Consider the following 25669-nt stretch of genomic DNA (forward strand, 5'->3'; position numbering starts at 1 on the left):
CGGTATCAAGGTGATCCTGTCGGTGGTCCTCGGCGAGTACCTCGACAAGCGCGAGCTGCAGCAGTCTCTTCCGCCGAGGATTCCGCCGGAGAAGAGCACGGACAAGGACATGTGGGTGGACTTCGTCGCCGACACCGCCGACGGTTTCAACCCCACCTACACGGTGGCCTGGTGCCTTTCCCAGCCGGAGATCACCGTCTCCGGGCACGAGTTGCCCCGCGCCGACCTGTTGGTGCTCGGCGGCGACCAGGTGTATCCCTATGCGACCGCCCAGGAGTACGAGGACCGGTTCCGCGGGCCCTACGAGGCGGCGCTGCCGTGGTGTGCCGGGAAAGCGCCACGCATCGTGGCCATTCCCGGCAACCACGACTGGTACGACGGGCTGACGGGCTTCATGCGGGTGTTCGCACAGAAGGGCTGGGTCGGCGGTCGTGAGCGGGCGCAGACCCGCAGTTATTTCGCCGAACGCCTGCCCGGCCGGTTCTGGCTGTGGGGCATCGACATCCAGTCAGGCGCCTACCTGGACGCAGCGCAGATCGAATACTTCCAGACCGTGGCGAAGCAGATGGCCGACGGCGACCGGTTGATCCTGTGCACGGCGAAACCCAGCTGGGCCGACGTCCCGCGCGAAGCAAACGCCTACGACAATCTCGCGTACGTCGAGAAGCATCTCGTGCCCGACCGGGTGGTCACCGTGCTCATGCTCTCCGGCGACAAGCACCATTACGCGCGGTACGACGCTCCGGCGCTCGGCGGCGCCGACCGGGCGAGGATCACCGCGGGTGGCGGTGGTGCGTTCCTCTCGTCCACCAACACGCTGAGCGACCATGTGCGCGTGCCCGAGCCCCGTTCCTCCGGCGGCAACGAGTCGCTGAAGCTCTGTGGAAAAGAGCAACTGACATTGGGCACGTGCTACCCGGGCAAGGGAAGATCTCGCCTGCTTGCCCTTCGCGCGCTGTTGCTCGGCTGGTACAACCCCTCGTTCGCCGCCCTGATCGGAGTGCTCTACCTGGCGCTGTTCTGGTTGACTGGGTCGGCATCCGGGGTGGCCGGCGCCACGTCTTTCGTCGCGCTGCTGGTCGACCGTGACGTCACGAGCGTCATCCTCATCCTGATGCTGTGGTTGTTGCTGTCCGCGTTCTTCGATGCCCCCGCCATGAAGTGGGAACCACTGCGATACCTGTTGCGGTTCACGGTCGGAGCGCTCCACACCGGCGCACACATGTGCGCGCAGGCCGGTGTCGCCTGGACCGCGCTGCAGATCGCGCAGGGCGGGGGGATTCTCGCCTACGCCGTCGTCTTCGTGCTGGGCGCTGTGGTGGGGACGGTGGTGTTCGGCGCGTACCTGCTGGCCGCGTTCTTCGCACTCAAAAGCCACGCCACCGAGACGTTCTCGGCGTTCCGCTACGAGGGCCACAAGAACTTCCTGCGGATCCACGTCGGCGCCGACAAGGTGACGGTGTATCCGATTGCAATCGACCGAACCTGCCGCGGCTGGACCGTCAACCACGGTGATATGCGGCCCGACGCCTCTTATCTCGATCCCGTGACACCCATCCGGATGAAGTTGATCGAGGATCCGATCGTCCTCCGGTAGTGCAGGCGTTCAGAGCCCGGGCAGCGGGCCGCTCAACGCCTTGGGCCGGCACAGCAGCGCGACGACCACGGTCACCACGGCGGTGACGATGAACGCGACGTAGACGTTCGCGGCGTCGGCGGTACCGCCGAGCAGTGCCGCGGCCAGCGGGCGCGAGCCGATGAATCCGACGAGCCAGAGCGCCATGATCCGGCCGCGCAACTCCTCGGGCGCGCGCTCCTGCACCACCGTGCTCAGACCCGTCATCGCGCAGCCGAATCCGACACCTGCGATGGTGAACCCTGCCAGAGCGACGGCGGTGTTCACCTCGACCGCGAGCATCGCGGTGCCTGCCGCCATCAGCCACAGGCCGAGCGAGGACACCGGCGCCGACGCGACACGGTTCTGCAGGATCGCCAGCGCGGCCATCCCGACCGCGGCGCCGACCCCGAAGGCCGCTGAGAGCAGGCCGACGAGTTGGGTGCCGCCTCCGAGTTCGGCGGCCAGCGACGGGGTGAGGGTGATCGACGGATCGGCCGCGAACCCGACCGCCGACACGGCCACCAGTGCGAGGAACAGCGGGCGGTCCCGCCACACGTACTTCACCGCCGCGCGGACCCGGTAATCGGTGCCCGCCAGCCGCTTCGGCGGCTTGGGGAAGTGCACCAGGAGCAGCAACAGGGCGAAGACGAAGTGCAGTCCGGCGCTGACCGCGAAGCCCGTCGCCGCGCCGAGGTGCGCCGCCAGATACGCGCCGATGACCGGCCCGAAGACCCGTCCCACCGTCATCGGAAAGCTGTTCAGCGCCATCGCGGTGGACAGTTCGCCGTCGCGGATGAGCCTCGGCACGATCGACTGCATGGCGGGCCCGCCGATCACGAATCCGATGCCCACCAGCAGAGTGCCGGCCAGGATCGGCACCGCCGCGGCGTTGCCCGTCAGCCCGGGGTCGAGGGCGTACCAGAGGGCGGTCGACCCGGAACCGAGCACACACATCACCCGCCCCCACAGGATCTGCTTGGCCGGATCGCCGAGGTCGGCCCACTTGCCGCTGGTCGGGCTCAGGATCAGCTGGGGGCCGAACTGCACCACGCCGACCAGTCCGACCATCAGCGCCGATCCGGTCGCCTGGTAGATGACGATGGCCGACACCATCCCGTGGATGTATACGGCGACGACGGCGAACATCTTGCCCCAGAACAGCGTCCCGAACGTCGGGTCGAACATCAGCCGCAGTGCGCGGCGTGGTTGCGGGGGAGCGGCGGCGGTGGCTTCGGCCGTCATCGACGCACCCGGCCCTCGAAGTCGACCGCGAGCCGGTCCAGCAGCCCCACGAGCGCGTCGACGTCGTCGTCGGGCCAGTGCGCGATGACATCGGTGACCAGTTCGCGCCTGCGGTCGGTGACCTGAGCGAGGGCTTTGCGGCCGACGTCGGTCAGCGCCAGGGAGGATCGACGTTGATCTTCAGCGGCAACGGTTTTGGTCAACAGGCCGGCCGCGACCACGGATGCGACGGTGCGGCTCGCGGTGGAGTGCTCAACGGCCAGGTAGTCGGCGATGTCACCGATCGATGCGGGCTGACCCGCGAGGTCGCGTTGTTCGACGGCGCGCAGCACCCGCAGGCTCGACACCGACACCGGGTCGGCGTCGCTGAGCAGCAGGCGGCGCCATTCCGGCCGCTGGCGAACCACGTGGATGCGCGTCAGCAGCTCGTCGAGGTGGTCGTAGCGCGACTGAGCCATTTAATATGCATAGCACATACATATTTATCGAGAGAAGCCGGGGCTCGCGCCGCAGGAGGGCCGCTACGACGCCTCAACCACCGGCGCGGCCGCCGCTGCAGAAATGACGTTCGCGGAACTCGATGCGTAGCAAAGCCCGCCGCGGGTACTCCGACGTGGTGCGGGCATCAGGGTTGATCGCCGTCGGAAGTGGTCCGGCCGGACTCAACGCCGCCTCGGCCTTTCGCGCCCGCCATCCCCGCGTGCCCGTCACGATCCTCACCGCCGACCCGGCGATGCCCTATGAGAAGCCGCCGCTGAGCAAGGAATTCCTCTGCGGCCGCCGCTCAGATATCGACCTGAGGCCGGCCGACTGGTTCGCCCGCCACGATCTGGACCTCGTGCTCGGTATCACCGTCGAGCGCCTCGACGTCGACAACCGCGAGGTGGTCACCCGCGGCGGCCGGCGCTATCCGTACTGGCACTGCGTCCTGGCCTGCGGCTCGAGCCCGGTGCCACTCGACGTGCCCGGCGCCGGGAACGCCCTGCACCTGCGATCGTTCGCCGACGCCGTGGCGCTGCGGATGGCGGCACTGAGCGCCCGGTCGGCAGTGGTGATCGGCGGCGGCCTGATCGGTTGTGAGGCGGCGGCCTGCCTGGCGAGCGACGGCATCGCCACCACAGTCGTCGCCGGCGAACCGGTGCCCCTGCTGCGGCGCTTCGGCGTGGACGCCGGGGAACGTGTCGCGAAGATCCTGTCCGACAACGGTGTCCGGTTCATCGGCTCCGCCGAGGTGGCCGAGATCGACGACCGCGGCGTCACCTTGGCGACCGGTGAGGCCGTCGACGGCGACGTCGTCGTCGCGGCCACCGGCGTGCGGCCCGACATCAGCCTGGCCGTCGAGGCGGGCTTGCGCACCGACCGCGGTCGTATCGTCACCGACGAGCACATGCACACCTCGGCCTCGGATGTGTACGCCGCGGGCGACGTCGCGCTGGCCTACAACGTCGACGCCCGCAGGCACGTCGCCGCCGAACACTGGCGCGACGCCGCCCGGCAGGGCATGATCGCCGGCGAGACCGCGGCCGGATATCCCCGCTCATGGGACGACTTGCCCGAATTCTCCTGCACCATAGGCACTTCCACGTTGAAGTACCGTGGCTGGGGGACCAGCTACCAGCACAGCCGGCTGGTCGACCACCGCGATGGGTTCACCGTCTGGTACGAGGCGGACGGCGAGGCGGTCGGCGTGCTCAGCCTCAACGCCGACGAGGACTACCAGCAGGCGGCCGGGCTGGTTCGCGCGCACGCCCACATCGACGGGTAGTGAACTACAGCCAGTCCCGCCGCTTGAACATCACGTAAAGCACGCAAACCAGCACTACGATGATCGCCGAACTGACGACGAAACCCTGCACCGTCTCGATGCCCGGATACTGCACGTTCTGACCGTAGAACCCGGTGATGGCGGTCGGTACCGCGATGATCGCCGCCCAGCTGGTCAGCTTCTTCATCACCGCGTTGAGGCGGGCGTCCTGCAGGGACAGATTCGTCTCGAACACCGTGGTGACCATGTCGCGCAACGACTCCGTCCACTCCGACGCCCGCAACACGTGGTCGTAGAGGTCGGCGTAGAGCGGGTCGAGTTCGGGGCTGGTCTTCGCGTCGATCCTGCGGTGCTGGATCGAGTTGACGACCTCGCGCATGGGCAGCACGACGCGGCGCAGTTCCACCAGGTCTTTACGAAGCCGGAACGTCCGCTGCTGCAGTCCACGGCGCGGCCCTTCCTCGTCGAAGAGCTCGTCCTCGAGCGATTCGATGCCGTCGTCGAGCGCCTGCACCGCGGCGAAGTGCCCGTCGACCACGACGTCGAGCAGCCCGTGCACGAGCGCGCCGACGCCGTGCTGCTGCCCGCCGAGCTCGTCGAACCGCAGTGAGACGGCGTCGATGTCGATCTCCGGGGGCAGCCGAATGGTGACCATCGCGCGGGGCAGCACGAAACCCGAGATGCGATGGGTCTGCAGCGTCGAGGCACTGTCGTCGTCGGGCTCGGCACGCGACACCGCGTACACCGTGAAGAAGGTGTGGCTGGGATAGACGTTGGCCTTGGTGCGCTCGGATTCGGCGACAGCGTCCTCCACCGCCCACGAATTGAGGCCCAGCTCCTCGGCGAGCTTCGCGAGGTCGTCATGATCGGGTTCGTAGACGTCCACCCAGACCAATATGTCCTCGTCGGCGAGGTAGTCCGACAGGGCGGAGAACTCGAAACCGTCCTGCGGTTCGCCCTGCCGCCACAACCGGCCGCGGATGTCGGTCACGGTTTCATCATGTCAGCCGGGTCGATGTCCGTCGTGCGCCGCGAGCACCCTCGGCTCTTGTGAGTAGCGGTGTAACCTGGATCACATCTCTCGAAGGGAGATGCGATGAAAAATGCGCATCAGGATCCTGCGGATCATTCCCGTACCTGTCAGCCCCATGCCGGCGAATCGATGATCGACACCCTCTGGTTCCCCGGACTGGTGTTGATCGCCCTCGGCGTCGTCGGTCTGGCCGCGATCGTGGCGTCGGCCGCCTACGGCAACACCCAGTGGGTGCTGCCGCTCGCATTGGTCACCGGCGCCGCGGTGACGGCCGGGGGCGGCCTCATCGCGCTGGAGCACCGGCGGGTGCTGCGCGTCGAGCGCCTCTGGCTGTCGAAGCAGGCCGACGCCGACCACCCGAAGGCCGCCTGACCGATCGCCGAAACTGCGCGCAGGGCTGCGAAGCCGCGCGCTTGACGACCGTGCGCGCAGTCTCGACGGCGAGGGCCTCTCATCCGCGCACCTACGATGGCCGCCATGGCCCAGCACCTCGACCGCCTCGGCGCGGAGAAGTTCGTCTCGCTGACGACGTTCAAGCGCAACGGGGACGCGGTGGCGACGCCGCTGTGGCTCGTCACCGACGGCGGACAGCTGGTGTTCTGGACCCCGGCCGACTCGTGGAAGGTCAAGCGGCTCCGCCGCGACGCCCGCGTCACCATGGCGGCCTGCAGCCGGAGCGGCAAGGTCAGCCCGGGCGAACAGACCGTCGCCGGACGCGGCGAAGTGGTCGAGGACCCCGCCGAGGTCCGGCGCGTCGAGGGCCTGTTCCGGCGCAAGTACGGACTCGGGTACCGAGTGGTGACGGGGATCGAGCGGCTGATCCGGCGCGGCCACAGCCGGCGGGCGCTGATCCGGGTGACCGTCGACGGCTGACGCGTGGGCGCGAGCGTGCGCGAAATGAGCTAGGCCGCGAAGCCGGCCAGCAGCGAGCGCACCCCGAGCCGCCACCGCCGTTCGATCGACGGTGCCGGGCCGAGCCAGCGGCCGGCCTCCTGGACGGCGAGGCCCTGCGCGAGGGCGAGCAGCACGTGCGCGATGTCGGTCGGGTCGCCGGCGAGCAGTCCGGCGTCGACCGCGCGCTGGATCCGGCCGACGAACTCGTGGCGCACCGACGCGCCCGCGGCGAGTTCGTCGGGCCCTGGCTCGAAGTCGGCGAACGGCCGGGAGAACATCACCTGCGCCAGCCGCGGGTAGGCCCGGCAGAACAGCCGGAACACCGGCACCAGCCGCTCGATGTCGGCCAGCGGTTCGACGCTCGGCGGGACCTTCGCCAGTTCGGCGCCCAGCACGCGGAAGCCTTCGAAGAACATCGCCCGGACGAGTCCCGCCTTGTCCGTGAAGAGTTCGTACACCGCGGGCACCGACGTGCCTGCGCGTTCGGCGACGCGGCGGGTGGTGAACCGCGTGAAGCCCTCCTCGTTCAGCGTCGCGACGGCGACCGCGAGCAGGTGGTCACGCAGTTCGGGCGTGCGCTGCTTCGCCCTCGGCACGACTCACCCGCCGAACTCGGCGGCCAACCCGTCGATGCCGGCCCGGACCGCGGCGAGCGCGTCCTCGCGGGCCTTGAGCTTGCTGGCCAGGTGGGCCTTCAGGTGCAGCGTCGCCGCCGCCTCGGTCGCGACCTCCCTGGCGCGGGGCAGCACCTGGTCCTGCTCGACGATCTCGTCGAGCCAGCCGCCCGCGATCGCCGCGTCGCCGGCGAAGGTCGCAGCCATCGAGATCCCGCGCTGGAAGGCCGCGCGGGTCAACCGCAGCCGCATCAGTTCGATCGCCGCGATCGGCAGCACCATGCCGATCGCCACCTCGTTGGCCTGGCACCGCGTGCGCGGGGATCCGATCCGGTGGTCGCCGGACAGCAGCAGGAACGAGCCCATCGCGATGGCCGGCCCGGTCGCGGCCATGATCACCGGCTTGGGGAAGGTGAGGCAGCGCACCGCCAGCTCGAAGCCGCCCGCCAGCATGTCGAGGGCGGCCTGCGCGTCGCCGGATGCGAACACGGCGAGGTCGAAGCCGCCGCTGAACAGCTTGTGGTTGCCCGCGAGCACGACGGCCTTCGAGTCGTCCTGCTCGGCGCGGTCGAATGCCTCGTTCAGGTTCTGCTGCATCGCCGGCGACAGCACGTTCGCCTTGCCGTCGTCCATGACGATCGTCGACACCGAATCGCTGAGGTCGTAGTTCACGGTAGTCATCGGACGCATGTTACGTAACGATGTTACGAAAGGCCAGGGCGCCCTGACCTCGGGTGGGGTAGTTCCTTACGCGTGGCGGTCGAGGCTCGCGGCCATAGCGTCCGGAATATGCGATCACACCGGAAGCGCAGTCAGGCCGAGGCGGCCGAGCGCGAGACGACCAAGCGCCGCAACCCACGTAGCCGGCGAGGAGTGCCCTCGCTGAGCCTCTGGGAGGTCGGCATCGGCGCCGTCTGGAAGTAGCCGGCTACCCGCCGTTGCGGTGGTGGCGACCGGCCGCATCGCGCGCGGGCACCATCACGCCGTCATGCGCCGGTGCCCCGTCGTGGTCGTGTGCGCCGCCGTTCACAGGTGCCCTGTCGTTGACATGTGTCCTGTCGCGCGCCGCCGCGCCGTCCCGGTCGATCCACGGGAAGTCCAGCACCGTGGTCTCGTCGAGCTGCTTGTTGCGCCACCGGTCCTGGTTCTCCTGCGCGGCGCGGTTGACGCGTTCGATCTCGGCGCGCAGCACGTCGGCCCTGGTTTCCTTCGACGCGTAGTGCAGGTAGTTGAGCACGCTGCGCAGCAGTTCGAGCTTCTGCCGTTCCTGGCGGGCCAGGTCGTGCGTCGTCATCAGTTCCAGTCGCGGCACCGGCTGCAGCGTCGCCCAGTCCAGCACCACCCGGTTCTGGAATTCGCGTCTGCGGCGCCAGGCGCGGCCCTTGTCGGCGCCCTCCGGCCGCGCGCGGTCGTGGTAGGTCACCACACCGTCGAAGCGGGAGCGGATCGAGCCGCCGAACTCCGCCCGGTCGCGAGCCGAGTCCCACACCGTTCGCCATTCCTGGCCGGGGGCGAGCACTGTCAGTTCGCTGGGCAGTTGCAGTTCGACGATCTCCGGCAGCGACTCGTCGTAGCGTTCCTCGTACTTGGCGACGGTGGGCGGGTGGGTGAACTCGAACCGGACGTCGTGGGCGGCGGTCTGGCCGAAGTTGCGCACGACGAGTTCGATGATGTGCCAGTCGGCGGGGTGCTGCTCCATGAACACCGCGACATGGGGCCTGACCTGGTCGGCCTTGCGCTGGTGGTGCTGCCGGAGCTGACGGTGCAGGTAGACGAGCGCGACGACGCCGAGCACCAGTGCGGCCCACGCGGCGATGGTCAGCCAGCCCGCGGACCCGAGACCGGTGAGGTCCCGCCAACGGTTCTCAATCCATTCCACCGTGCCCCCAGGTGTTCGTCATCGACGCCCCGGACCATACAGCTTCGCTGCCACCAACACAGCAACCGGTCAAACCGTTGCTGAACGACGGCCGAGAGTCATGATCACGTTACCCCGGCAGTGACCCGGATGTGCGGTTTGTCCAGCCGGCGACCGCCGGTCCACGGGCGGCTCAGGCGGTCAGGAGTTCGGCGTCGACCGGCTCCGGGGCCGCGGCCTTCCCCGGTGCGGCTGCCGGCGCCGCCATCGGCATGAGCCGTTCACCGCGCGCCAACCATTCGCGATCCGCCCATGCGAGGCGGGCGGGCAGGCGGCGCCAGTACTGCGGATGCGATCGCAGGTAGACCTCGACGCTGGCGTGCACGTCCGCATCCAGCGGCACCCGCCGCAGTGAGAGCATGTGTGCGCTGCCCGCCAGAGGATCAGCGACGCAGGGTGCCGGGACGCGATGGCGTCCGCCGTCCCGCACCGCGAGGCCGGCATGCACAGCGCCGTCGAGCACCCAGTCGAGCGCGATGTCGGCCAGCGGCCAGCAGGCGCCCTGCACGCCCGCGACGTCGCAGTGCGCGCCGCGGAACCACACCTCGTCGACCCCGGGCGAGTCGATGCGCTCGCCCGACAGTCCACCGTCGATCGCGACGGCGTGCCTGCCGGCGGCCACGTTGGTCAGCGGCCCCGTCGTCGCTGCCACGCCTGGCACGCGGACCATGTCGAAGAGCCCGACGAAGCGCACCGGCACCGCGACCTCCGAACCGCCGGCGAGCCCGGCGGCCAGCGCGCGCACCCGCTGCCATTCCTCGCCGGTGCGCCGGGTGCGCGGCAGCGCGAAGGCGGCCAACAGGTAGTCGAGCAGGTCCTCGTGATGGTGTTCGGGCAGGCCGAGCACGTCCAGCAGCCGGACGAGTTCGCGGGCGCACGAGGCGCCTCGGCCCGCGCCGAAGAGGTAGACGTCGTCGCCGGGTTCGTAGGTGCCTGCCAGGAACTCGTAGGCCTCCACGACGGTTGCCCGGGCCTGCTCGGCGACGTGTCGGCGCCGTTGCCGGGGGCTCAGCCGCTCGCCGATGCGCGTCGACGCGGCGACGGTGCCCGGGTGGTACCAGTTGAGCTGGCCGCTCGTGGCGTCGAGCAGCCGGAACAGCGCCCGGGCGTTGCTGGCGTCACGCAGTTGCAGCTGCTCCTGAGCGTGGTCGAAGCAGAGCACGATGTTCTTCACGTCGATCCCCCGGACCTAGCGTCTTCGTTGCTGACAAATAGTTTGCCCCGCTCCAGCACGCCGTGTCACGTGTATTGCACTACTTCTTCGCTTTCATCTACGGATTCTTGCGATGACAAGTCTCTCGACCACGGTATCCACGGTGGATTCCGGGAGATCTCGCGAAATCGAGGTCCGCCCAGCGTCGTTGCGAGCGCAAGCACAGGACGGCCGCGACGGTTCCGCGGAGTTCGCTGTCGAATCTGTTCGGCACCGCTGTGCCATACCGGCCGCGGGCACCTGGCGGCGACCCCGAATTGGTCGGCGGCGCGGCAGGCGCCACGCCGCGCAGCGGCGCCGGACATGTTTTGCCGACCAGCCGTGGACGCGTCGCGTTGCGGCGATCAGAAGAGGCGGGGAGGAGCCGGCCCGCCGGGCCTGACGGCGGGGTGACCGGCGTCAGCCGCCCATCAGCATGCGCCACTGGTCGAGGTCGCTCGCCCGGTAGACGTAGTTGCTCCGCTTGACGTCCGACAGCGGCGCGCTGGGCTCCTCCGAGTACCAGTGGCCGGGGAACACGACGGGATCACCGGACAACCCGGCGAGTGCCTGCAGGCTACGGAACATGTCGTCGGCGTTGCCCCCGGGGAAGTCGGTGCGGCCACAGCCGTCGAGGACCAGGGTGTCGCCGGCGACCAGGCGGCCGTCGAGCAGGAAGCACTGGCTGCCCGGCGTGTGGCCCGGGGTGTGCAGCAGTTCGATCTCGACGGCGCCGACGCCCACCTTGTCGCCGTGCTCGTGTGCGGTGAGGTCCGACTTCGGGATGCCGGTGACGCGCGAGACCCAGTCCGCCTCGTGGGTGTTGACGTGCACCGGGACGCTGACCCGTTCCATCAGTTCGGCCAGGCCCTTGAGCGTGAAGCCCATCATCGTGCCGCCGACATGGTCGGGGTGGTGGTGAGTCACCAGCACCCCGGACAGGTGCATGCCGTCGGCTTCGAGCGCGTCGACCAGGTCGCCTGCGGCGTACGCGGGGTCGACGACCACGCAGTCACCGGTCTCACGGTCACCGATCAGGTAGGCGAAGTTGCGCATCTGCGTCGCGATCATGTCGCCCTCGGCGAAGTCACGCCCGGACAGCAGCTGGCGGAAGTAGAGCCGGTCGGATCCCATCGCTCAAGATTAGGGTGGCTGGAAAGCCGACCTCACGACGGGCGGTGACCAGCGGTTTGGCGACGACGCGGGCCAGACTGTACTCTCTTTAAGGCCCGCGGCACGACGCTGTTCACTGCCGGGGACAGGCCCCCTTAGCTCAGTCGGTAGAGCGTTTCCATGGTAAGGAAAAGGTCAACGGTTCGATTCCGTTAGGGGGCTCGGTGGACACCGGGCGAGCCAGACAGTCGACCGGTTCGCCGGATGGCGGTGTAGCTCAGCTGGTTAGAGCGCACGACTCATAATCGTGAGGTCGGGGGATCGAGCCCCCCCACCGCTACAAGCAAGTACGAGACGTTTCGACGAAGGACAACTGACGTGGCCTCAAGTACCGACGTACGGCCCAAGATCACCTTGGCCTGCGAGGTGTGCAAGCACCGCAACTACATCACCAAGAAGAACCGCCGCAACGATCCCGATCGGCTGGAGATCAAGAAGTTCTGCCCGAACTGTGGCACCCACCGTGCACACAAGGAATCGCGCTGACCGATTCACTGATTCGTCATCGGTGAGTCGCACTAGGTAGGTTCAATACTCGTGTCTTTCTTGGACGACTACGTCGGGACCCATTTCCGGTACCCCGACTCCTATGTGGTCGGCCGGGAGAAGATCCGCGAGTACGCCGTCGCCGTCAAGAACGAGGACCCCGCCTTCTTCGACGAGAAGGCCGCCGCGGACCTCGGCCACGACACGTTGCCCGCACCGCTGACCTTCATCTCGGTGTTCGGCTACCAGGCGCAGTCGGCCATGTTCGCCGCCGCGGGGATCGGCATCACCGACGCCCAGATCGTCCAGGTCGACCAGGTGCTCAAGTTCGTCAGGCCCATCATGGCCGGCGACACGCTCTACTGCGACGTGTACATCGACTCGATCCGCAAAGCGCACGGCACCGACATCATCACCACCAGGAACATCATCACCAACGACAACGGTGACATCGTTCAGGAGAGCTACACCACCCTGGCGGGGCGTAGCGAAGAAGACGGAGAGAGTGGCTTCAGCAATGGCACTGCGTGAGTTCAGTTCGGTCAGCGTCGGCGATCAACTCCCGGAGAAGGTGATCCCGCTGACCCGCGGGGACCTCGTCAACTACGCCGGCGTGTCCGGTGACCTGAACCCGATCCACTGGGACGACGAGATCGCCAAGCAGGTCGGGCTGGACGTCGCGATCGCGCACGGCATGCTGACGATGGGCCTGGGCGGCGGCTACGTCACCTCGTGGGTCGGCGACCCCGCGGCCGTCAAGGAGTACAACGTGCGGTTCACCGCCGTGGTGCCGGTGCCCAACGACGGTAAGGGTGCCGAGATCACCTTCAGCGGAAGGGTGAAATCCGTTGAGCCCGAGTCGAAGTCGGTGACCATCGCACTCTCGGCCACGTCCGGCGGCAAGAAGATCTTCGGCCGCGCCATCGCCACGGCGACGCTGGCGTAGGCGGTATCGGTCATGGCACTCAAACAGGACATCCGCGGAGTGATCTGGGAGTACCCGGACACCTTCGTCGTCGGCCGCGAGCAGATCCGGCAGTACGCCGGCGCCGTGAAGGCCGACGACCCGGCCTCGCACGATGAGGCCGCGGCCGCCGAGCTCGGCCACGACGCGCTCATCGCGCCGCCGACCTTCATGTCGATCTTCGCGGTGATGATCCAGCGGCACTTCTTCCAGAACAACGACCTCGGCATGGAGACCATGCAGATCGTCCAGGTGGACCAGAAGTTCCTGTTCCACCGGCCGATCGTGGCCGGCGACGCGTTGCGCGGGAAGCTCTACGTCGTGTCGGTGGACGAGCGGTTCGGCGCCGACATCGTCACCACCCGCAACGTGCTGACCGACCCCACCGGCGCGGTCGTCCAGGAGTCGTTCACCACGCTGATGGGTCACGAGGGCGACAACTCGATCTCCGTGAAGTGGGATCCGGAGACCGGGCAGGTGGTTCGCACGGCCGACACCGAGCCGACAGCGGATTAGTAAGTGCGACCGGCGGCACGCTACACTCGGACTTCGGGGTTTTCCCAGTCCAGCGCGCTGTCCGTCGGTATCAGATCGACCGAACGGGGAGCGCGCAAATTGTGTGAGCCCCGCAGGTCAGGACGGTGATGACGACGTCAACCCTGTCGTCGCCTGAAGGGGCGTAGCTCAACTGGCAGAGCAGCGGTCTCCAAAACCGCAGGTTGCAGGTTCAAGTCCTGTCGCCCCTGCTCAACTGAATACTCGACAAGTGTGGACACTGGTAGGTGTGCACCTCGATGACAACCCGGACAAGAGGAGTGAGCGGTGAGCGACGAGCGCGACAGTGCCGGCTCCCCTGACGACGGCGCAGGCGCCGGCCTTGACGCCGGCGACGACAGCGGGAAGAGCGCAGACACCCGCGGCCAGACTGCGGTGGCCACCAGGCCGCTGCGGCCCACCGGGAAGCGTTCACGGCGACCGGTCGGCGACGTCGACGGCGCCGACACCGACACCGCTCCGGAGACCGACGCCGGCGACCTCAAGGACGGCAACGGCCCCGGCAAGAAGACCGTCAGGAAGAAGAAGGAACCGGGTGGCTCACGCAACCCCTTCCTCTACGTCCTCAACTACCTGAAGCAGGTCGTCGCCGAGCTGCGCAAGGTCATCTGGCCGAACCGCAAGCAGATGGTCAGCTACACCTCGGTGGTGCTGGTCTTCCTGGTGTTCATGGTCGCGCTGATCTCCGGTGCGGACTACGGCCTCGGCCGGCTTATCGGACTGGTGTTCGGCGCCGACTGACCGGGCCGCGCGCCGGCACGAAGAACTGAAGTACGAGAGAGGAAAGACAACCGTGACGAGCTTCGAAGGCGATACGCCCTCGGCTGTGTCCGAGGCGCGCGTCGAAGCTGCGGACCCGGCGACCGTGATCGCAGACGAGGCCGCCGAGTCTCTCGAGCAGACCACCGCCGCCGAGGCTGTAGAGGACACGACCGCGGAAGAGGTTCCCGCCGCCGAGGAAGCCGCTCCCGCGGAGCCCGAGGAGGACGAGGACCCGGCCGTCGCGCTGAAGAAGGAGCTGCGGCTGCAGCCGGGCGACTGGTATGTCATCCACTCCTACGCCGGCTACGAGAACAAGGTGAAGGCCAACCTCGAGACGCGCGTGCAGAACCTCGACGTCGGCGACTACATCTTCCAGGTCGAGGTGCCCACCGAAGAGGTCACCGAGATCAAGAACGGCCAGCGCAAGCAGGTCAACCGCAAGGTGCTGCCGGGCTACATCCTGGTGCGCATGGAGCTCAACGACGAGTCGTGGGGCGCGGTGCGCAACACCCCCGGTGTCACCGGCTTCGTCGGCGCCACCTCGCGGCCCTCGCCGCTGTCGCTCAACGACGTGGTCAAGTTCCTGCTGCCGCCCGCCGCGGCCAAGAAGCCCGGCAAGGCCACCGCAGGTGCGGGTGCGTCCTCGTCGGAGGCCACGATGGAGCGGCCCGAGATCCTGGTCGACTTCGAGGTCGGCGAATCGGTCACCGTGATGGACGGCCCCTTCGCGACGCTGCCCGCGTCGATCAGCGAGGTCAACGCCGAACAGCAGAAGCTCAAGGTGCTGGTGTCCATCTTCGGCCGCGAGACACCCGTCGAACTGACCTTCACCCAGGTCGCCAAGATCTAAGAACCACACAGAAGAGAAGAAAAGGACAGCACAGTCATGCCCCCGAAGAAGAAGGTCACCGGGCTGATCAAGCTGCAGATCCAGGCCGGGCAGGCCAACCCCGCCCCGCCCGTCGGTCCTGCGCTCGGCCAGCACGGCGTCAACATCATGGAGTTCTGCAAGGCGTACAACGCCGCGACGGAGAGCCAGCGCGGCAACGTCATCCCCGTGGAGATCACCGTCTACGAGGACCGCAGCTTCACGTTCGCGCTGAAGACCCCGCCCGCCGCCAAGCTGCTGCTCAAGGCCGCCGGTGTGCAGAAGGGCTCGGCCGAGCCGCACAAGACCAAGGTCGCCAAGGTGACCTGGGATCAGGTGCGCGAGATCGCCGAGACGAAGAAGGCCGACCTCAACGCCAACGACGTCGACCAGGCCGCCAAGATCATCGCCGGCACCGCCCGGTCGATGGGAATCACCGTCGAGTAGTTCGACGTTGATTCTGCACTGAGGGCGCAAAAGTTCGAGAGAGCTCCGCCCTGAGCGCAATCTCAACGCAGGAAAGCGTGGGAGAGCTGGCATCGGCTCGTGAACCACGACCTCTGAATCAAGGAGACACCAATGAGCAAGAACAGCAAGGCATACCGCGAAGCCGCGGAGAAGATCGACCGCGAGAAGCTGTATTCGCCGATCGAGGCCGCGAAGCTGGCCAAGGAGACGTCGTCGAAGAAGCAGGACGCCACCGTCGAGGTGGCCATCCGGCTGGGCGTCGACCCGCGTAAGGCCGACCAGATGGTGCGCGGCACCGTCAACCTGCCGCACGGCACCGGCAAGACCGCCCGCGTCGCCGTGTTCGCGGTCGGCGAGAAGGCCGAGCAGGCCATCGCCGCCGGCGCCGACGTGGTGGGCAGCGACGACCTGATCGAGAAGATCCAGGGCGGCTTCCTCGACTTCGACGCGGCGATCGCCACGCCCGACCAGATGGCCAAGGTCGGCCGCATCGCCCGCGTGCTCGGCCCGCGTGGCCTGATGCCCAACCCCAAGACCGGCACCGTGACGCCCGACGTCACCAAGGCCGTGCAGGACATCAAGGGCGGCAAGATCAACTTCCGCGTCGACAAGCAGGCGAACCTGCACTTCGTGATCGGCAAGGCGTCCTTCGACGAGAAGTCGCTGGCCGAGAACTACGGCGCCGCGCTCGACGAGATCCTGCGCGCCAAGCCGTCGGCGTCCAAGGGCCGCTACCTGAGGAAGATCGTCGTCTCGACGACGACCGGACCCGGCATCCAGGTCGACCCGGGCGTCACCCGCAACTTCGCGGAGGCGTAGGCGCCAGCCGGAGCCGACCATCGGCCCGGAGGCGTAGGCCCCACTCGCGACAAGACGCAAATTGCCCCGCACGCTCGGCGTGTCGGGGCAATTTGCGTCTTGTCGGCAGAGAACTGCTAGTTGCCTTCGGCGAGCCCGCGCAGCAGCGGCCCGTAGGTCGGGTGCGCGAGCGCGGAGGCGAACTGGGCCACCAGGTAATCGCCCGGGTTGCCGGTGTCATACCAGCTGCCCTGGATGACCTGCCCGTAGACCGCGCGGTCCTTGGCGTAGGCGTTGATCGCGTCGGTCAGGTAGACCTCGCCGGTCCGGTGCTCGTACCAGCGCTTGGTCTGCTGGCGCAATTCGTCGATGACGCCGGGAGTGATGACGTACCCGCCGATGGCGGCGTACTCAGACGGCGCATCCTCGGGCTTGGGCTTCTCGACCAGGCCGGTGATCCGCAGCAGGCCGTCGTCGAGGTCCTCCTTGACGATCGGCACGCCGTAGCGCTGTGAATCCTCGGCGGCCATCGGCAGCAACGCCAGCACCGGGCACGACGTCTGCGCGTAGGCCCGCATCAGCTGCTGGGCGCGCGGCACCTCGGCGACGAACACGTCGTCGGGCCACAGCACCAGGATCGGCTCGTCGCCGAACGCGCGCGCGGCGTTGAGCACCGGGGTGCCGTTGCCGTAGGGCCCGTGCTGGTCGAGGTAGGTGATGTGGCCGGCGGCCGAGAGCTGCCCGACCTCCTCGACGGCGTCGGCGTAGGCGGTCTTGCCGTCGTTGCGCAACTGCTCCACCAGCGCCGGGTTGGGCCGGAAATGGTCCTGGATCAACGACTTCCCGCCCGACACCACGATGGTGATGTCGGTGATGCCGGAACTGACGAGTTCGCGGACCGTGTGCTCGATGACCGGCTTGTCGCCTACGGGCAACATCTCCTTGGGGATCGCCTTGGTCAGCGGAAGCAGCCGGGACCCGAGACCGGCGGCGGGGATCACCGCCTTGCGGATGGTGCTGCCCATGATTCTCCTTCTCGATCGCGTGCTGCCTTCATACCGTCCGTCACCCCGGCGTGCTGGTCAAGCCGAGAACATCAGCCGCCGCACTCGGCGACGCGGCGGCGCAGGAAAGCCCGTGCCGGCTCGGAGCCATTCGCGGCGAGCGCGGCGCGGTACCAGTGCAGCGCCTCGTCGGTCCGCCCGCACCGGCGCAGCAGGTCGGCGCGGATCACGGCGAGGGTGTTCGAGCGGGTCCACCGGGGATCGGCGGCCACCGCGTCCAGTTCGGCGAGACCCGCGGCGAAGCCGTCCCGGAAGCCGATGGCCAGCGCGCGGTTGGCCCGCACCACCGGTGAGTCGCCGACGGCGAGCAACCGGTCGTAGGCCGTGCAGATCGTCACCCAGTCGGTCTGCTCCCACGTCGGCGCGGTCGCGTGCAGGCCGGCGATCACCGCCTGCGGCAGATACTGCCCGCCGGATCCGGCCGCGCGGCGCAGCCGCTCCAAACCCGCCGCGATCTGGCCGCGGTTCCACCGGCTGCGGTCCTGCTCCTCGAGTGGCACCAGCGCGCCCGCCGCGTCCACCCGGGTGCGGCGCCGCGAATCGTGCAGCAGCGTCAGCGCGGCCAGCGCCTGGGCGTCGCGCTCGGCGGGCATCAGGTCGCACACCTCGGCGGCCAGGCGGACACCCTCGCCGCAGAGTTCGTCGCGGATCGCCGACGGCCCCGCCGTCGACCAGTAGCCCTCGGTGAACACCGAGTAGATGCAGGCCAGTACGTGCGGGGTGCGCTCGGCCAGCAGTTCGGCAGGCGGCACCCGCAGCGGGATGTTCGCGCTGCGAATCTTGTTCTTGGCACGCGTGATTCGCTGACCGACGGCGGCCTCGGACTGCAACAGGGCGCGGGCGATCTCGGCGACCGTGAGGCCCGAGATCAGCCGCAGCGTCAGCGCCAGTTGCGACAGCCGGTCCAGCGCCGGGTGCGCACAGGTGAACATCATCCGCAGTTCGTCGTCGCGCACCCGGTGCGCAGGAGCGTCCGACCGGGTGTTCATCTCATCGACCACCGCGGCGAACTCCTTCCCCGAGCGGGCCGATTCGCGGCGGAGCCGGTCGAGCACCCGGTTGCGGGCCACGGTGGTCAGCCACGCCCCGGCGTTGTCGGGCACGCCGTCGTCCGGCCACCTCCGCAATGCCTCCGCGCAGGCCTCCTGGACGGCGTCCTCGGCGATGCCGAGGTCTCCCGACCACCGCGCGAGCGCGGCGACGGCAGGGCCCCATTCCCGCCGGAAGACGCCGTCCAGGTCGGTCATGCAGTGTCAGAGGTCGGAGACGCCGACCAGGCGGTGCAGATGGACGGTGGTGGCGGGGATCATCGAAGCGATCTTGACGGCCTCGTCGCGATCGGTGGCCCGCAGCAGGTAGAACCCGCTGGCCACCTCGGCACCCTCGGCGTACGGACCGTCGGTCAGCAGCACCTCGCCGTCGCGCACACGCACCGTGGTCGCCGTGCTCGGCGGGTGCAGCGGCGCCCCACCGAGGATGTGCTCACCGGCGTTCCGCCCGAAATCCGCGTGCCTGCACTCGCCGCTCTCCCACTCCTCGGTGCCGGGCGTGCACGGCTGGTCCGCCGGTTCCAGCAGCAGCGCGAACCAGTCGCTGCCGATGCGCTCGGTGGGCGCCTCCCAGCCGACCATCGGCCACACCTCGACGGCGCCTTCCTGGCAGGCCGGGATCCGGCGGGCGATGCCCAGCGCATCGTCGAGGTTGTCGGCCTCGAACACGTAGTAGCCGCCGGCCACTTCCGCGCCCTCGGCGAACGGACCGTCGGTGACCACCGGGTGATCGGGTCCGCCGGTGATGCGGACCGTCGTGGCCGATCCTGCGAGCGCGTCGCCCGCCTTGATCGCCGCACCTGCGCTCGCGTGGAAGTCGGTGTAGGCGGCCATGATGGCGGCCTGGGTCTCGGCGTCGGGCTCCTCGGTGGCCTCTGGTCCCAGCAGCAGGGTGAAGTAGTGCATCGGTGACGACCTTTCCGGTAGCGAGTGCAACCCTTCTGGTTCCACTCTCTACTGTGTCGACGAACGCCCGCGCCGGGATCCGACACATCACGCAAAAATCCCCCGACATCGGTCGGGGGATTTCGCGGTGACGGGCCGGGTCAGGCCACGGCGCCGGGCTTGAGGTAGGTCACCAGGCTGACGTCGATGCTCTCGTCGACGAAGTAGTACTGCGCGCCGCGCAGATACTTCATGTAGCGGAGGTAGTTCTCCTCGTCGGTCGCCGCGATGGCCTCGTCCTTGTGCTGCTCCAGTTTGGCGGCCCAGATGCCGAGCGTCTTGATGTAGTGGTTGCGCAGCGACAGCGCCTCGGGCACGACGAAGCCGGCCTTCTCGCCGTGCTCGATCATCATCGGGGTGCTCGGAAGCCGGCCGCCCGGGAAGATCTCGGTGAGGATGAACTTCACGTAGCGGGCCAGCTCGAAGGTCAGTTTCTTCCCACGGGCCTGCAGGTCGTCGGGGTGGTAGCCGACGCTGCTCTGGATCGTCATCCGGCCGTCGTCGGGCATGATGTCGAAACACGTCTTGAAGTAGTCGTCATAGCGCTCGAACCCGAAGTGCTCGAAGGCCTCGATCGACACGATGCGGTCGACCGGGCTGTGGAACTGCTCCCAGCCCTGCAGGCGGACGTCGAAGGTCCGGTTGGTGTCGAGCTTGCCCAGCAGCTGGTCGCAGTAGGCCTGCTGGTTCTTGCTCAGGGTCAGGCCGATGACGTTGACGTCGTACTTCTCCATCGCCCGCTGCAGCGTCAGCCCCCAGCCGCAGCCCACCTCCAGCAGCGTCATTCCCGGCTTGAGGTCCAGCCGGTCGAGGTGCTGGTCGACGTTGTTGATCTGCGCCTCGGACAGCGACACCTCGGGACCCGTGAAGTACGCGCAGCTGTACTTGCGTGTGGGGTCCTGGAAGACGCCGAAGAAGTCGTCGGACAGGTCGTAGTGGGCCTGGATGTCCTCGAAGTGCGGCCGCAGCTCGGTATCGGTGTTCGTGTTCTCAGGCATGGTTCGTGCGTGGCCTTCCTCGCGACAGGTCGTCTGCATTGCTCCCGCGTCGGTCGCGTTGTGACCGCACGCTACTCCCGATTCCGGGCGTCGACTGGCGAACCTACAGCGTGTCGCACACCCGGCGACGACCCGGTGTCTGGAGCCGCCGACCAGCTAGCAATCAGGAGTTTGCTGGCTGTTTGAGATCATTTCTCCAACGTGAACTGGCAAACGTCGGTGTAACCCTTCCGGAACGCGTCCGCGCAGCCGGTGAGGTAATGCATGTAGCGGTCGTAGACCTCTTCGGACTGGATCGCGATCGCCTCGTCCCGGTGGGCCTGCAGCGCCTCGGCCCAGCAGTCCAGCGTCCTGGCGTAGTGCGGCTGCAGCGACTGCGTGCGGGTCAGGTCGAAGCCGGCCTTCTGGCCGTGCTCGCCCACGAGTTCGATGGTCGGCAGGTAACCGCCGGGGAAGATCTCGGTGAGGATGAACTTGATGAACCGGGCGACCGAGAAGGTCAGCGGGATCTTGCGTTCCACCATCTGCGGGATGGTCAGCGCGGTGATCGTGTGCAGCAGCATCACACCGTCGTCGGGCAGCACGCTGTATGCCCTGGTGAAGAAGTCGTCCCAGCGGTCCTTGCCGAAGTGCTCGAATGCGCCGATCGACACGATCCGGTCCACCGGCTGGTCGAAGTCCTCCCAGCCCTGCAGCAGCACCTGCTTGGTGCGCGGGCTGTCGGACTCGGCGAAGATCCGCTCGACGTGCGCGTGCTGGTTTTTGCTCAGTGTCAGGCCGATGACGTTGACGTCGTACTTCTCGACGGCGCGCATCATCGTGTAGCCCCAGCCGCAGCCCACGTCGAGCAGCGTCATGCCTGGCTGCAGGCCGAGTTTGCCCAGCGCGAGATCCACCTTGGCGTGCTGTGCCTGCTCGAGCGTCATGTCGTCGCGTTCGAAGTACGCGCAGCTGTACATCTGGCTCGGGTCGAGGAAAAGCCGGAAGAAGTCGTCGGACAGGTCATAGTGCGCCTGGACGTCCTCGAAGTGCGGCTTCAGTTTGCCCGCTGGGGACATGGTGGTGCCTTTCTGGCCGTTCTGGGGTTTGCCGGCGTCGTCGATGACGGTGCAACAACCCCTTGCACTCGACAGGGAATCGTATCCGATCGGTCCGTCGCGGGCCGAATCGAGAAGCGCCGCCGCTGGTCAGGGACTCTCGGCGAAGGTGGTCTTCAACTCGCCCACCACGTCGTCCCACAGCTCTTTCGGGAGCTCGTGGCCCATGCCGTCGAACAGCACCAGGCGGGCACCCGGAATGGCCCGCGCGATGGCCTTGCCGCCGTACGGGCGCATCAGCTTGTCGGCCTTGCCGTGCATGACGACCGTGGGCGCGGTGATCTGCCGGTCGTAGTGGCGCAGGCTGCCGCTGCCGGTGATCGCGTTGAACTGCCGCGCGATGCCCTGCGGGTAGAACGCGCGGTCGTAGAACGCGACGGCGTCGGCGCGCAGATCCTCGTCGGAGGAGCGGTAACCAGGGCTGCCGATGATCTTGCTGACACGGATCGAGTTCTCGATGATGACGTCGCGCGGGGAGTTCGGCGAGGGGCCGGTGATCACCGCGAGCAGCTGCTGCGGCCCGGGCGGCGGCAGGCACGCCTGATTGTTGCTGGAGAAGATGACGGCCAACGTCCTGGTGCGCTCCGCATGCCGGGCGGCGAAGATCTGCGCGATCATGCCGCCCATCGAGCCGCCCACGATGTGCGCACGGTCGATGTCCAGGTGGTCCAGGAGTGCCGCGGCGTCGTCGGCCATGTCCTCGAGCGTGTAGACCGACGGGCTGCGGAATCCCAGGAACGACCGCACCATGTTGCCGACCTGCGAACCCTTGGTCCGCCGGCCGTCGAGGTGGCTGGACAGCCCGACGTCGCGGTTGTCGAACCGGATCACCCGCAGACCCTGGTCGACGAGCTTCTGGCAGAACCCCTCGCGCCAGAAGATCAGCTGCGCGCCCAGGCCCATGATCAGCAGGACGGCGGGATCGTTCGGGTCGCCCATGTCCTCGTAATAGATCTCCAGCTCACCTGAACTGATCCCCGAGTCACTTCGCTCCTGCCCGCCGACGGCAGCCTTACCGGACCTGATCTCCACTACGCCTCGACCCCTTCGGTCGTCGGCTCCTCGCGCAAGCGCTCGTCGGCAGCCTTCTCTTTGTGCTCGCGGCTGATGTCGACCATGAAGTTGGCGAAATACCCGGTCAGCTGCGGGTCGCTCATCATCTGCCACTTCGGTGCCAGCAGCTTCATGTAGCGCTCGACGTAGAGGAACTGCTTGCCGATCAGCACCAGCTCACGGGGCAGTTTCACGTCGTAGGCGTCGGCCAGCGTCGACAGCTGCTTGCCGATCTCCGCGTAGCTCATGTCGCCGAGCGACTTCATGGTCAGCGGCGTGGCGAGCTTCTCCAGGTCCTTGGCGGCCTCCGCCTCGGGCTTCATGGTGCCGACGGCGCCCATCAGCACGACGATCTTGCCCGCGGCGGCGTGGTCCTTGGTGACCAGCAGCGCGTAGACGAGCTCGCGCAGCAGCCAGCGGGTCCGCGGGTCGATGCGGCCCATGATGCCGAAGTCGAGGAACACGATCTTGCCGTCGTCGTCGACGAAGAGATTGCCTGCGTGCAGGTCCCCGTGGAACAGCCCGTGCTTGAGGCCGCCCTCGAAGAGGCTGAACATCAGGGCCTTGACCAGCTCGGTGCCGTCGAAGCCCTTCTTGCGGATCGCCGCGGCGTCGTCGATGCGCACGCCGGTGACCCGTTCCATGGTCAGCACCCGCTCGCTGGTGAGGTCCCAGTACACCTGGGGCACCCGGATGTTCTCGCCCAGCGGCGAGGCGTGCATGTGCGACACCCACGCGTCCATCGACTGCGCCTCCAGCCGGAAGTCGAGCTCCTCGGCGAGGTTGTCGGCGAAGTCGGCGACGACGTCCTGCGCGCTGAGCCGCTGACCGAGCTTGGCGAACTCGACCAGGCGGGCGCCACGCTTGAGGATCTGCAGGTCGGCGGCGACGCGGCGGCGGATGCCGGGCCGCTGGACCTTGACGACGACCTCCTCGCCGGTGTGCAGCGTGGCGTAGTGCACCTGGGCGATCGAGGCCGAGGCGAACGGGGTGGTGTCGAAGGACTTGAACAGCGTGGCCGGGTCGCCGCCGAGTTCCTCGCGCAGCAGCGTGGCCACCTGTTCGGCGTTCGCCGGGGGCACCCGGTCGAGCAGGCTGCGGAACTCCCGGGACAGCGGTTCGCCGAACGCGCCGGGGCTCGACGCGATGATCTGGCCGAACTTGACGTAGGTGGGCCCGAGGTCGGCGAACGTCTGAGGGATCTGCTTGACGATCTTCTCCTGCAGGGAACCGCGACCCGCCAGCTTGCTGACGACGCGTGCGCCGGTGCGGGTGATCTGCCAACCGGTGACGCCGACGCGGGCGGCCTCCATGGGCAGCGGCACCCGGTCCAGCTTGGCGACCTCGCGGTGCTGGGTCTTTCGCGTGACACTCATAACGGCCAGTGTCTCAAAATCGGCGGGCAGGCGAAAAAGCGTGTGCAGCGGGTCACAGCTCAGGCGAAGGTGCGCTCGACCTCGGCGCGGCTGCGCAGCGGGTCGCTGCCCGGCACGTAGGCCGGCTCGGTGTGGGGCGCCAGCGCGGGATCGACGCCGCCGGCGACCCGTTCCTGCGCCTGTTCGAACTCCGGCGCCGGGCCTGCGGCGGTGTGCAGGCCGTTGATCACCATCCACACCATGGCGCGCCGCGCGGCGCGTTCGACGGGGTGCGGGTCGCGGTGCTGGATCAGCTCCTTCCCCCACCGCGGCATGGTGTCGCGCACCGCCCAGTTCAGCGCGCTCTGCGGCATCGGCAAATTCGGGCCGGTGGCCAGTGCCGTGCCGTGGGTGACCGCGAGCCGGGGCAGGTAGGACTTCAGGCAGTCGAGCGTCTCGGCCTTGGTCGACGGCAGGTCGGTGCCGCCGAGGGCGTGGCCGACGCGCACGAATTCGCCGTAGTAGCGGTCGATCGTCCTGCCGCGCAACGGGTTCGGGTGGTAGAGCTCGTGGGCGGTGGCGATGCCCCAGACCACGGTGGCGTAGTTCCAGCGCAGCCAGTCGGGGTCGTCGGCGTCGTAGGCGAGACCGTCGGGCCGGACCCCCTTGATGGTGTGGTGCATGGACCGCACGGTGGTGGCGAGTCGTTCTGCGGTGTCGGTGGAGCCGTAGGCGGTGCCGATGAAGAAGGCCACCGAGTGGCCGAGGCGCACCGAGGCGCCCTTCGGGTCGATCTCGGGACGCGCCACCCCGTCGGCGTCGCGCTTGACCAGCCGGGAGTGGTGCATCCCCATCCAGTAGATCGACGGGTCGAGCCGCTCCATGTACGCGGCGCACTGCAGGCCGAAGATCATCGCCTCGAGGTGGGAGTGCACGTGCCACACCGCGCTGCCGGGACCGAACCAGCCGGGATCGCCCGCCGGTCCGGCGAACTCCATTCCGCGGAAGAAATGCCTGCGGACGTCCTGGTTGAACTGGCGCTTGAGCCGGTTCTCGACGATCTGTTGGGGCAGCAGGTCCATGGTCGGCCCTCCGGGTCTGGTCACGTGTGTGACCAGAATAGCCTCTGGCCACGGTTGTGACCAGATTCGCCCGATCGGTCGTACGCTGGTCCGATGTCGAGCCCCACCCGCTGGGCCGGTGTGCCGCTGACCGACCGGCGCGCCGAGCGTCGCGGCCTGCTGATCGACGCGGCGTTCCGGCTGTTCGGCGACGGCGGTGAGGCGGCCGTGTCGGTGCGCTCGGTGTGCCGCGAGTGCGGGCTGAACACCCGCTACTTCTACGAGAGCTTCGGCGACGTCGATGATCTGCTCGGCGCCGTGTACGACAAGGTGAGCGAACAACTCACCGCCGACGTCGAGGCCGCGATGGCGCGCGCCGGTGACTCGCTGCGCGACCGCACCCGCGCGGGCATCGCCGCGGTGCTGGGATTCGGGTCGGCCGATCCGCGCCGCGGCCGGGTGCTGTTCACCGACGCGCGGGCCAACCCGGTACTGGCCGCCCGCCGGGAGGCGGCCGTCGACCTGCTCCTGGAACTAGTGCTCACCGAGGGCTGGCGGCTGCAGCCCGGTACCGACCCGGTGGCCGCGCGGGTCGGCGCGGCGATGTACACCGGGGCGATGGCCGAACTCGCCCAGCAATGGCTGACCGGCCGCCTCGGCGACGACCTCGACGCCGTGGTGGACCAGGCGCTGCGCC

General features: G+C 68.2%; 30 protein-coding genes and 3 tRNA genes. 17 read left to right on the top strand and 16 right to left on the bottom strand.

All coding sequences use genetic code 11. The features are described from left to right. Positions 1-10 precede the first annotated feature (10 nt). Positions 11-1597, top strand: a complete 1587-nt coding sequence (locus Q2100_RS02545) for a metallophosphoesterase family protein (RefSeq protein ID WP_302912749.1) — start codon at positions 11-13, stop codon at positions 1595-1597. A 9-nt stretch (positions 1598-1606) separates the two neighbouring features. On the opposite strand, the gene Q2100_RS02550 is transcribed toward Q2100_RS02545, so the two are convergent. After that, a complete protein-coding gene (locus Q2100_RS02550; RefSeq protein WP_302912750.1) occupies positions 1607-2860 on the bottom strand; it encodes an MFS transporter in 1254 nt (417 codons plus the stop codon). Then, a complete protein-coding gene (locus Q2100_RS02555; RefSeq protein WP_264011703.1) occupies positions 2857-3318 on the bottom strand; it encodes a MarR family winged helix-turn-helix transcriptional regulator in 462 nt (153 codons plus the stop codon). Before Q2100_RS02555 ends, Q2100_RS02550 begins: the two co-directional genes overlap by 4 nt. A gap of 122 nt (positions 3319-3440) precedes the next feature. Between Q2100_RS02555 and Q2100_RS02560 the strand changes: the two genes are divergently transcribed. After that, on the top strand, positions 3441-4625 hold the full coding sequence (locus tag Q2100_RS02560; RefSeq protein WP_302912751.1) for an NAD(P)/FAD-dependent oxidoreductase: 1185 nt from the start codon (positions 3441-3443) through the stop codon (positions 4623-4625). 4 nt (positions 4626-4629) lie between these two features. Here the strand turns inward: Q2100_RS02560 and Q2100_RS02565 are convergent, their stop codons facing one another. After that, a complete protein-coding gene (locus Q2100_RS02565; RefSeq protein WP_302912752.1) occupies positions 4630-5616 on the bottom strand; it encodes a magnesium transporter CorA family protein in 987 nt (328 codons plus the stop codon). Positions 5617-5721: 105 nt separating this feature from the next. On the opposite strand from Q2100_RS02565, the gene usfY reads away from it, so the two are divergent. Together usfY and Q2100_RS02575 are read left to right on the top strand one after the other, a co-directional pair. Further along, positions 5722-6030: a protein UsfY gene (usfY, locus tag Q2100_RS02570; protein ID WP_302912753.1), complete on the top strand. Its 309-nt coding sequence runs from the start codon at positions 5722-5724 to the stop codon at positions 6028-6030. A 105-nt stretch (positions 6031-6135) separates the two neighbouring features. Continuing rightward, a complete protein-coding gene (locus tag Q2100_RS02575) occupies positions 6136-6531 on the top strand; it encodes a PPOX class F420-dependent oxidoreductase (RefSeq protein ID WP_302912754.1) in 396 nt (131 codons plus the stop codon). A 29-nt stretch (positions 6532-6560) separates the two neighbouring features. Here the strand turns inward: Q2100_RS02575 and Q2100_RS02580 are convergent, their stop codons facing one another. Beyond that, positions 6561-7148: a TetR/AcrR family transcriptional regulator gene (locus tag Q2100_RS02580; protein WP_264011698.1), complete on the bottom strand. Its 588-nt coding sequence runs from the start codon at positions 7146-7148 to the stop codon at positions 6561-6563. 3 nt (positions 7149-7151) lie between these two features. Then, positions 7152-7847 carry a crotonase/enoyl-CoA hydratase family protein gene (locus Q2100_RS02585; protein ID WP_302912755.1) on the bottom strand — a complete coding sequence of 232 codons (696 nt, stop codon included), beginning with the start codon at positions 7845-7847 and terminating at the stop codon, positions 7152-7154. A 108-nt stretch (positions 7848-7955) separates the two neighbouring features. On the opposite strand from Q2100_RS02585, the gene Q2100_RS02590 reads away from it, so the two are divergent. Further along, positions 7956-8090, top strand: a complete 135-nt coding sequence (locus Q2100_RS02590) for a hypothetical protein (RefSeq protein ID WP_302912756.1) — start codon at positions 7956-7958, stop codon at positions 8088-8090. A 4-nt stretch (positions 8091-8094) separates the two neighbouring features. Here Q2100_RS02590 and Q2100_RS02595 read toward each other — a convergent pair whose 3' ends face one another. The 3 genes from Q2100_RS02595 to Q2100_RS02605 all read right to left on the bottom strand — a co-directional run bounded on the left by Q2100_RS02595 (position 8095) and on the right by Q2100_RS02605 (position 11410). Next, entirely contained in the window at positions 8095-9045 is a 951-nt protein-coding gene (locus Q2100_RS02595) for a DUF8453 domain-containing protein (protein WP_302912757.1), read from the bottom strand. A gap of 172 nt (positions 9046-9217) precedes the next feature. Then, positions 9218-10258, bottom strand: a complete 1041-nt coding sequence (locus Q2100_RS02600) for a phospholipase effector Tle1 domain-containing protein (RefSeq protein WP_302912758.1) — start codon at positions 10256-10258, stop codon at positions 9218-9220. A 438-nt stretch (positions 10259-10696) separates the two neighbouring features. Further along, entirely contained in the window at positions 10697-11410 is a 714-nt protein-coding gene (locus Q2100_RS02605) for an MBL fold metallo-hydrolase (protein WP_302912759.1), read from the bottom strand. Positions 11411-11538: 128 nt separating this feature from the next. Between Q2100_RS02605 and Q2100_RS02610 the strand changes: the two genes are divergently transcribed. From Q2100_RS02610 to rplA, 11 genes are all read left to right on the top strand, one after another. Beyond that, positions 11539-11611, top strand: a tRNA-Thr gene (locus Q2100_RS02610). Positions 11612-11655: 44 nt separating this feature from the next. Beyond that, positions 11656-11729, top strand: a tRNA-Met gene (locus Q2100_RS02615). A gap of 38 nt (positions 11730-11767) precedes the next feature. Continuing rightward, complete coding sequence (rpmG, locus tag Q2100_RS02620; protein WP_163733413.1) at positions 11768-11935, top strand: 50S ribosomal protein L33; 168 nt, start codon at positions 11768-11770, stop codon at positions 11933-11935. 51 nt (positions 11936-11986) lie between these two features. Next, complete coding sequence (gene hadA / locus Q2100_RS02625; RefSeq protein ID WP_264011692.1) at positions 11987-12466, top strand: (3R)-hydroxyacyl-ACP dehydratase subunit HadA; 480 nt, start codon at positions 11987-11989, stop codon at positions 12464-12466. Continuing rightward, positions 12453-12881: a (3R)-hydroxyacyl-ACP dehydratase subunit HadB gene (gene hadB / locus Q2100_RS02630; RefSeq protein WP_264011691.1), complete on the top strand. Its 429-nt coding sequence runs from the start codon at positions 12453-12455 to the stop codon at positions 12879-12881. The genes hadA and hadB overlap by 14 nt, the downstream gene beginning before the upstream one ends. 12 nt (positions 12882-12893) lie before the next feature. Next, complete coding sequence (gene hadC / locus Q2100_RS02635; protein ID WP_302912760.1) at positions 12894-13415, top strand: (3R)-hydroxyacyl-ACP dehydratase subunit HadC; 522 nt, start codon at positions 12894-12896, stop codon at positions 13413-13415. A 157-nt stretch (positions 13416-13572) separates the two neighbouring features. After that, positions 13573-13645, top strand: a tRNA-Trp gene (locus tag Q2100_RS02640). Positions 13646-13721: 76 nt separating this feature from the next. Further along, positions 13722-14195 (top strand): preprotein translocase subunit SecE, encoded by a 474-nt coding sequence (secE, locus tag Q2100_RS02645; RefSeq protein WP_302912761.1) that lies wholly within the window; start codon positions 13722-13724, stop codon positions 14193-14195. Positions 14196-14247: 52 nt separating this feature from the next. After that, positions 14248-15066: a transcription termination/antitermination protein NusG gene (nusG, locus tag Q2100_RS02650; RefSeq protein ID WP_302912762.1), complete on the top strand. Its 819-nt coding sequence runs from the start codon at positions 14248-14250 to the stop codon at positions 15064-15066. Positions 15067-15102: 36 nt separating this feature from the next. Then, a complete protein-coding gene (gene rplK, locus Q2100_RS02655) occupies positions 15103-15531 on the top strand; it encodes a 50S ribosomal protein L11 (protein WP_264011688.1) in 429 nt (142 codons plus the stop codon). Between the two features lie 132 nt (positions 15532-15663). Further along, positions 15664-16371 (top strand): 50S ribosomal protein L1, encoded by a 708-nt coding sequence (gene rplA / locus Q2100_RS02660; RefSeq protein ID WP_264011687.1) that lies wholly within the window; start codon positions 15664-15666, stop codon positions 16369-16371. A 116-nt stretch (positions 16372-16487) separates the two neighbouring features. Here rplA and Q2100_RS02665 read toward each other — a convergent pair whose 3' ends face one another. The 8 genes from Q2100_RS02665 to Q2100_RS02700 form a co-directional block, all read right to left on the bottom strand. Beyond that, on the bottom strand, positions 16488-17375 hold the full coding sequence (locus Q2100_RS02665) for a UTP--glucose-1-phosphate uridylyltransferase (protein ID WP_302912763.1): 888 nt from the start codon (positions 17373-17375) through the stop codon (positions 16488-16490). 71 nt (positions 17376-17446) lie between these two features. Next, on the bottom strand, positions 17447-18661 hold the full coding sequence (locus Q2100_RS02670) for an RNA polymerase sigma factor (protein ID WP_302912764.1): 1215 nt from the start codon (positions 18659-18661) through the stop codon (positions 17447-17449). 6 nt (positions 18662-18667) lie between these two features. Continuing rightward, a complete protein-coding gene (locus Q2100_RS02675) occupies positions 18668-19369 on the bottom strand; it encodes a YciI family protein (protein ID WP_302912765.1) in 702 nt (233 codons plus the stop codon). Positions 19370-19509: 140 nt separating this feature from the next. Then, positions 19510-20406 (bottom strand): cyclopropane mycolic acid synthase family methyltransferase, encoded by an 897-nt coding sequence (locus tag Q2100_RS02680; RefSeq protein ID WP_302912766.1) that lies wholly within the window; start codon positions 20404-20406, stop codon positions 19510-19512. Between the two features lie 188 nt (positions 20407-20594). After that, positions 20595-21464: a cyclopropane mycolic acid synthase family methyltransferase gene (locus Q2100_RS02685; RefSeq protein ID WP_302912767.1), complete on the bottom strand. Its 870-nt coding sequence runs from the start codon at positions 21462-21464 to the stop codon at positions 20595-20597. Positions 21465-21593: 129 nt separating this feature from the next. After that, a complete protein-coding gene (locus Q2100_RS02690) occupies positions 21594-22535 on the bottom strand; it encodes an alpha/beta fold hydrolase (RefSeq protein WP_407667567.1) in 942 nt (313 codons plus the stop codon). Then, the gene (locus Q2100_RS02695; protein ID WP_302912768.1) at positions 22535-23932 is read right to left on the bottom strand and encodes an ABC1 kinase family protein; all 1398 of its coding nucleotides are present in this window, start codon (positions 23930-23932) and stop codon (positions 22535-22537) included. The genes Q2100_RS02690 and Q2100_RS02695 overlap by 1 nt, the downstream gene beginning before the upstream one ends. Positions 23933-23991: 59 nt before the next feature. Continuing rightward, complete coding sequence (locus tag Q2100_RS02700) at positions 23992-24993, bottom strand: oxygenase MpaB family protein (RefSeq protein ID WP_302912770.1); 1002 nt, start codon at positions 24991-24993, stop codon at positions 23992-23994. 93 nt (positions 24994-25086) lie between these two features. On the opposite strand from Q2100_RS02700, the gene Q2100_RS02705 reads away from it, so the two are divergent. Further along, positions 25087-25669: TetR/AcrR family transcriptional regulator (locus tag Q2100_RS02705; RefSeq protein ID WP_302912769.1), on the top strand; the 583-nt coding region annotated here is incomplete at its 3' end.

The sequence above is a fragment of the Mycolicibacterium arseniciresistens genome, from assembly GCF_030519285.1.
GTDB lineage: Bacteria > Actinomycetota > Actinomycetes > Mycobacteriales > Mycobacteriaceae > Mycobacterium > Mycobacterium arseniciresistens.

What these genes read in the sequence shown, in the direction of transcription:
- Q2100_RS02550 (WP_302912750.1), bottom strand. Translation starts at nt 2,860, where the DNA reads ATGACGGCCGAAGCCACCGCCGCCGCTCCCCCGCAACCACGCCGCGCA.
- Q2100_RS02555 (WP_264011703.1), bottom strand. Translation starts at nt 3,318, where the DNA reads ATGGCTCAGTCGCGCTACGACCACCTCGACGAGCTGCTGACGCGCATC.
- Q2100_RS02560 (WP_302912751.1), top strand. Translation starts at nt 3,441, where the DNA reads ATGCGTAGCAAAGCCCGCCGCGGGTACTCCGACGTGGTGCGGGCATCA.
- usfY (WP_302912753.1), top strand. Translation starts at nt 5,722, where the DNA reads ATGAAAAATGCGCATCAGGATCCTGCGGATCATTCCCGTACCTGTCAG.
- Q2100_RS02575 (WP_302912754.1), top strand. Translation starts at nt 6,136, where the DNA reads ATGGCCCAGCACCTCGACCGCCTCGGCGCGGAGAAGTTCGTCTCGCTG.
- Q2100_RS02585 (WP_302912755.1), bottom strand. Translation starts at nt 7,847, where the DNA reads ATGACTACCGTGAACTACGACCTCAGCGATTCGGTGTCGACGATCGTC.
- Q2100_RS02590 (WP_302912756.1), top strand. Translation starts at nt 7,956, where the DNA reads ATGCGATCACACCGGAAGCGCAGTCAGGCCGAGGCGGCCGAGCGCGAG.
- Q2100_RS02605 (WP_302912759.1), bottom strand. Translation starts at nt 11,410, where the DNA reads ATGGGATCCGACCGGCTCTACTTCCGCCAGCTGCTGTCCGGGCGTGAC.
- hadB (WP_264011691.1), top strand. Translation starts at nt 12,453, where the DNA reads ATGGCACTGCGTGAGTTCAGTTCGGTCAGCGTCGGCGATCAACTCCCG.
- hadC (WP_302912760.1), top strand. Translation starts at nt 12,894, where the DNA reads ATGGCACTCAAACAGGACATCCGCGGAGTGATCTGGGAGTACCCGGAC.
- rplK (WP_264011688.1), top strand. Translation starts at nt 15,103, where the DNA reads ATGCCCCCGAAGAAGAAGGTCACCGGGCTGATCAAGCTGCAGATCCAG.
- rplA (WP_264011687.1), top strand. Translation starts at nt 15,664, where the DNA reads ATGAGCAAGAACAGCAAGGCATACCGCGAAGCCGCGGAGAAGATCGAC.
- Q2100_RS02665 (WP_302912763.1), bottom strand. Translation starts at nt 17,375, where the DNA reads ATGGGCAGCACCATCCGCAAGGCGGTGATCCCCGCCGCCGGTCTCGGG.
- Q2100_RS02670 (WP_302912764.1), bottom strand. Translation starts at nt 18,661, where the DNA reads ATGACCGACCTGGACGGCGTCTTCCGGCGGGAATGGGGCCCTGCCGTC.
- Q2100_RS02675 (WP_302912765.1), bottom strand. Translation starts at nt 19,369, where the DNA reads ATGCACTACTTCACCCTGCTGCTGGGACCAGAGGCCACCGAGGAGCCC.
- Q2100_RS02680 (WP_302912766.1), bottom strand. Translation starts at nt 20,406, where the DNA reads ATGCCTGAGAACACGAACACCGATACCGAGCTGCGGCCGCACTTCGAG.
- Q2100_RS02685 (WP_302912767.1), bottom strand. Translation starts at nt 21,464, where the DNA reads ATGTCCCCAGCGGGCAAACTGAAGCCGCACTTCGAGGACGTCCAGGCG.
- Q2100_RS02695 (WP_302912768.1), bottom strand. Translation starts at nt 23,932, where the DNA reads ATGAGTGTCACGCGAAAGACCCAGCACCGCGAGGTCGCCAAGCTGGAC.
- Q2100_RS02700 (WP_302912770.1), bottom strand. Translation starts at nt 24,993, where the DNA reads ATGGACCTGCTGCCCCAACAGATCGTCGAGAACCGGCTCAAGCGCCAG.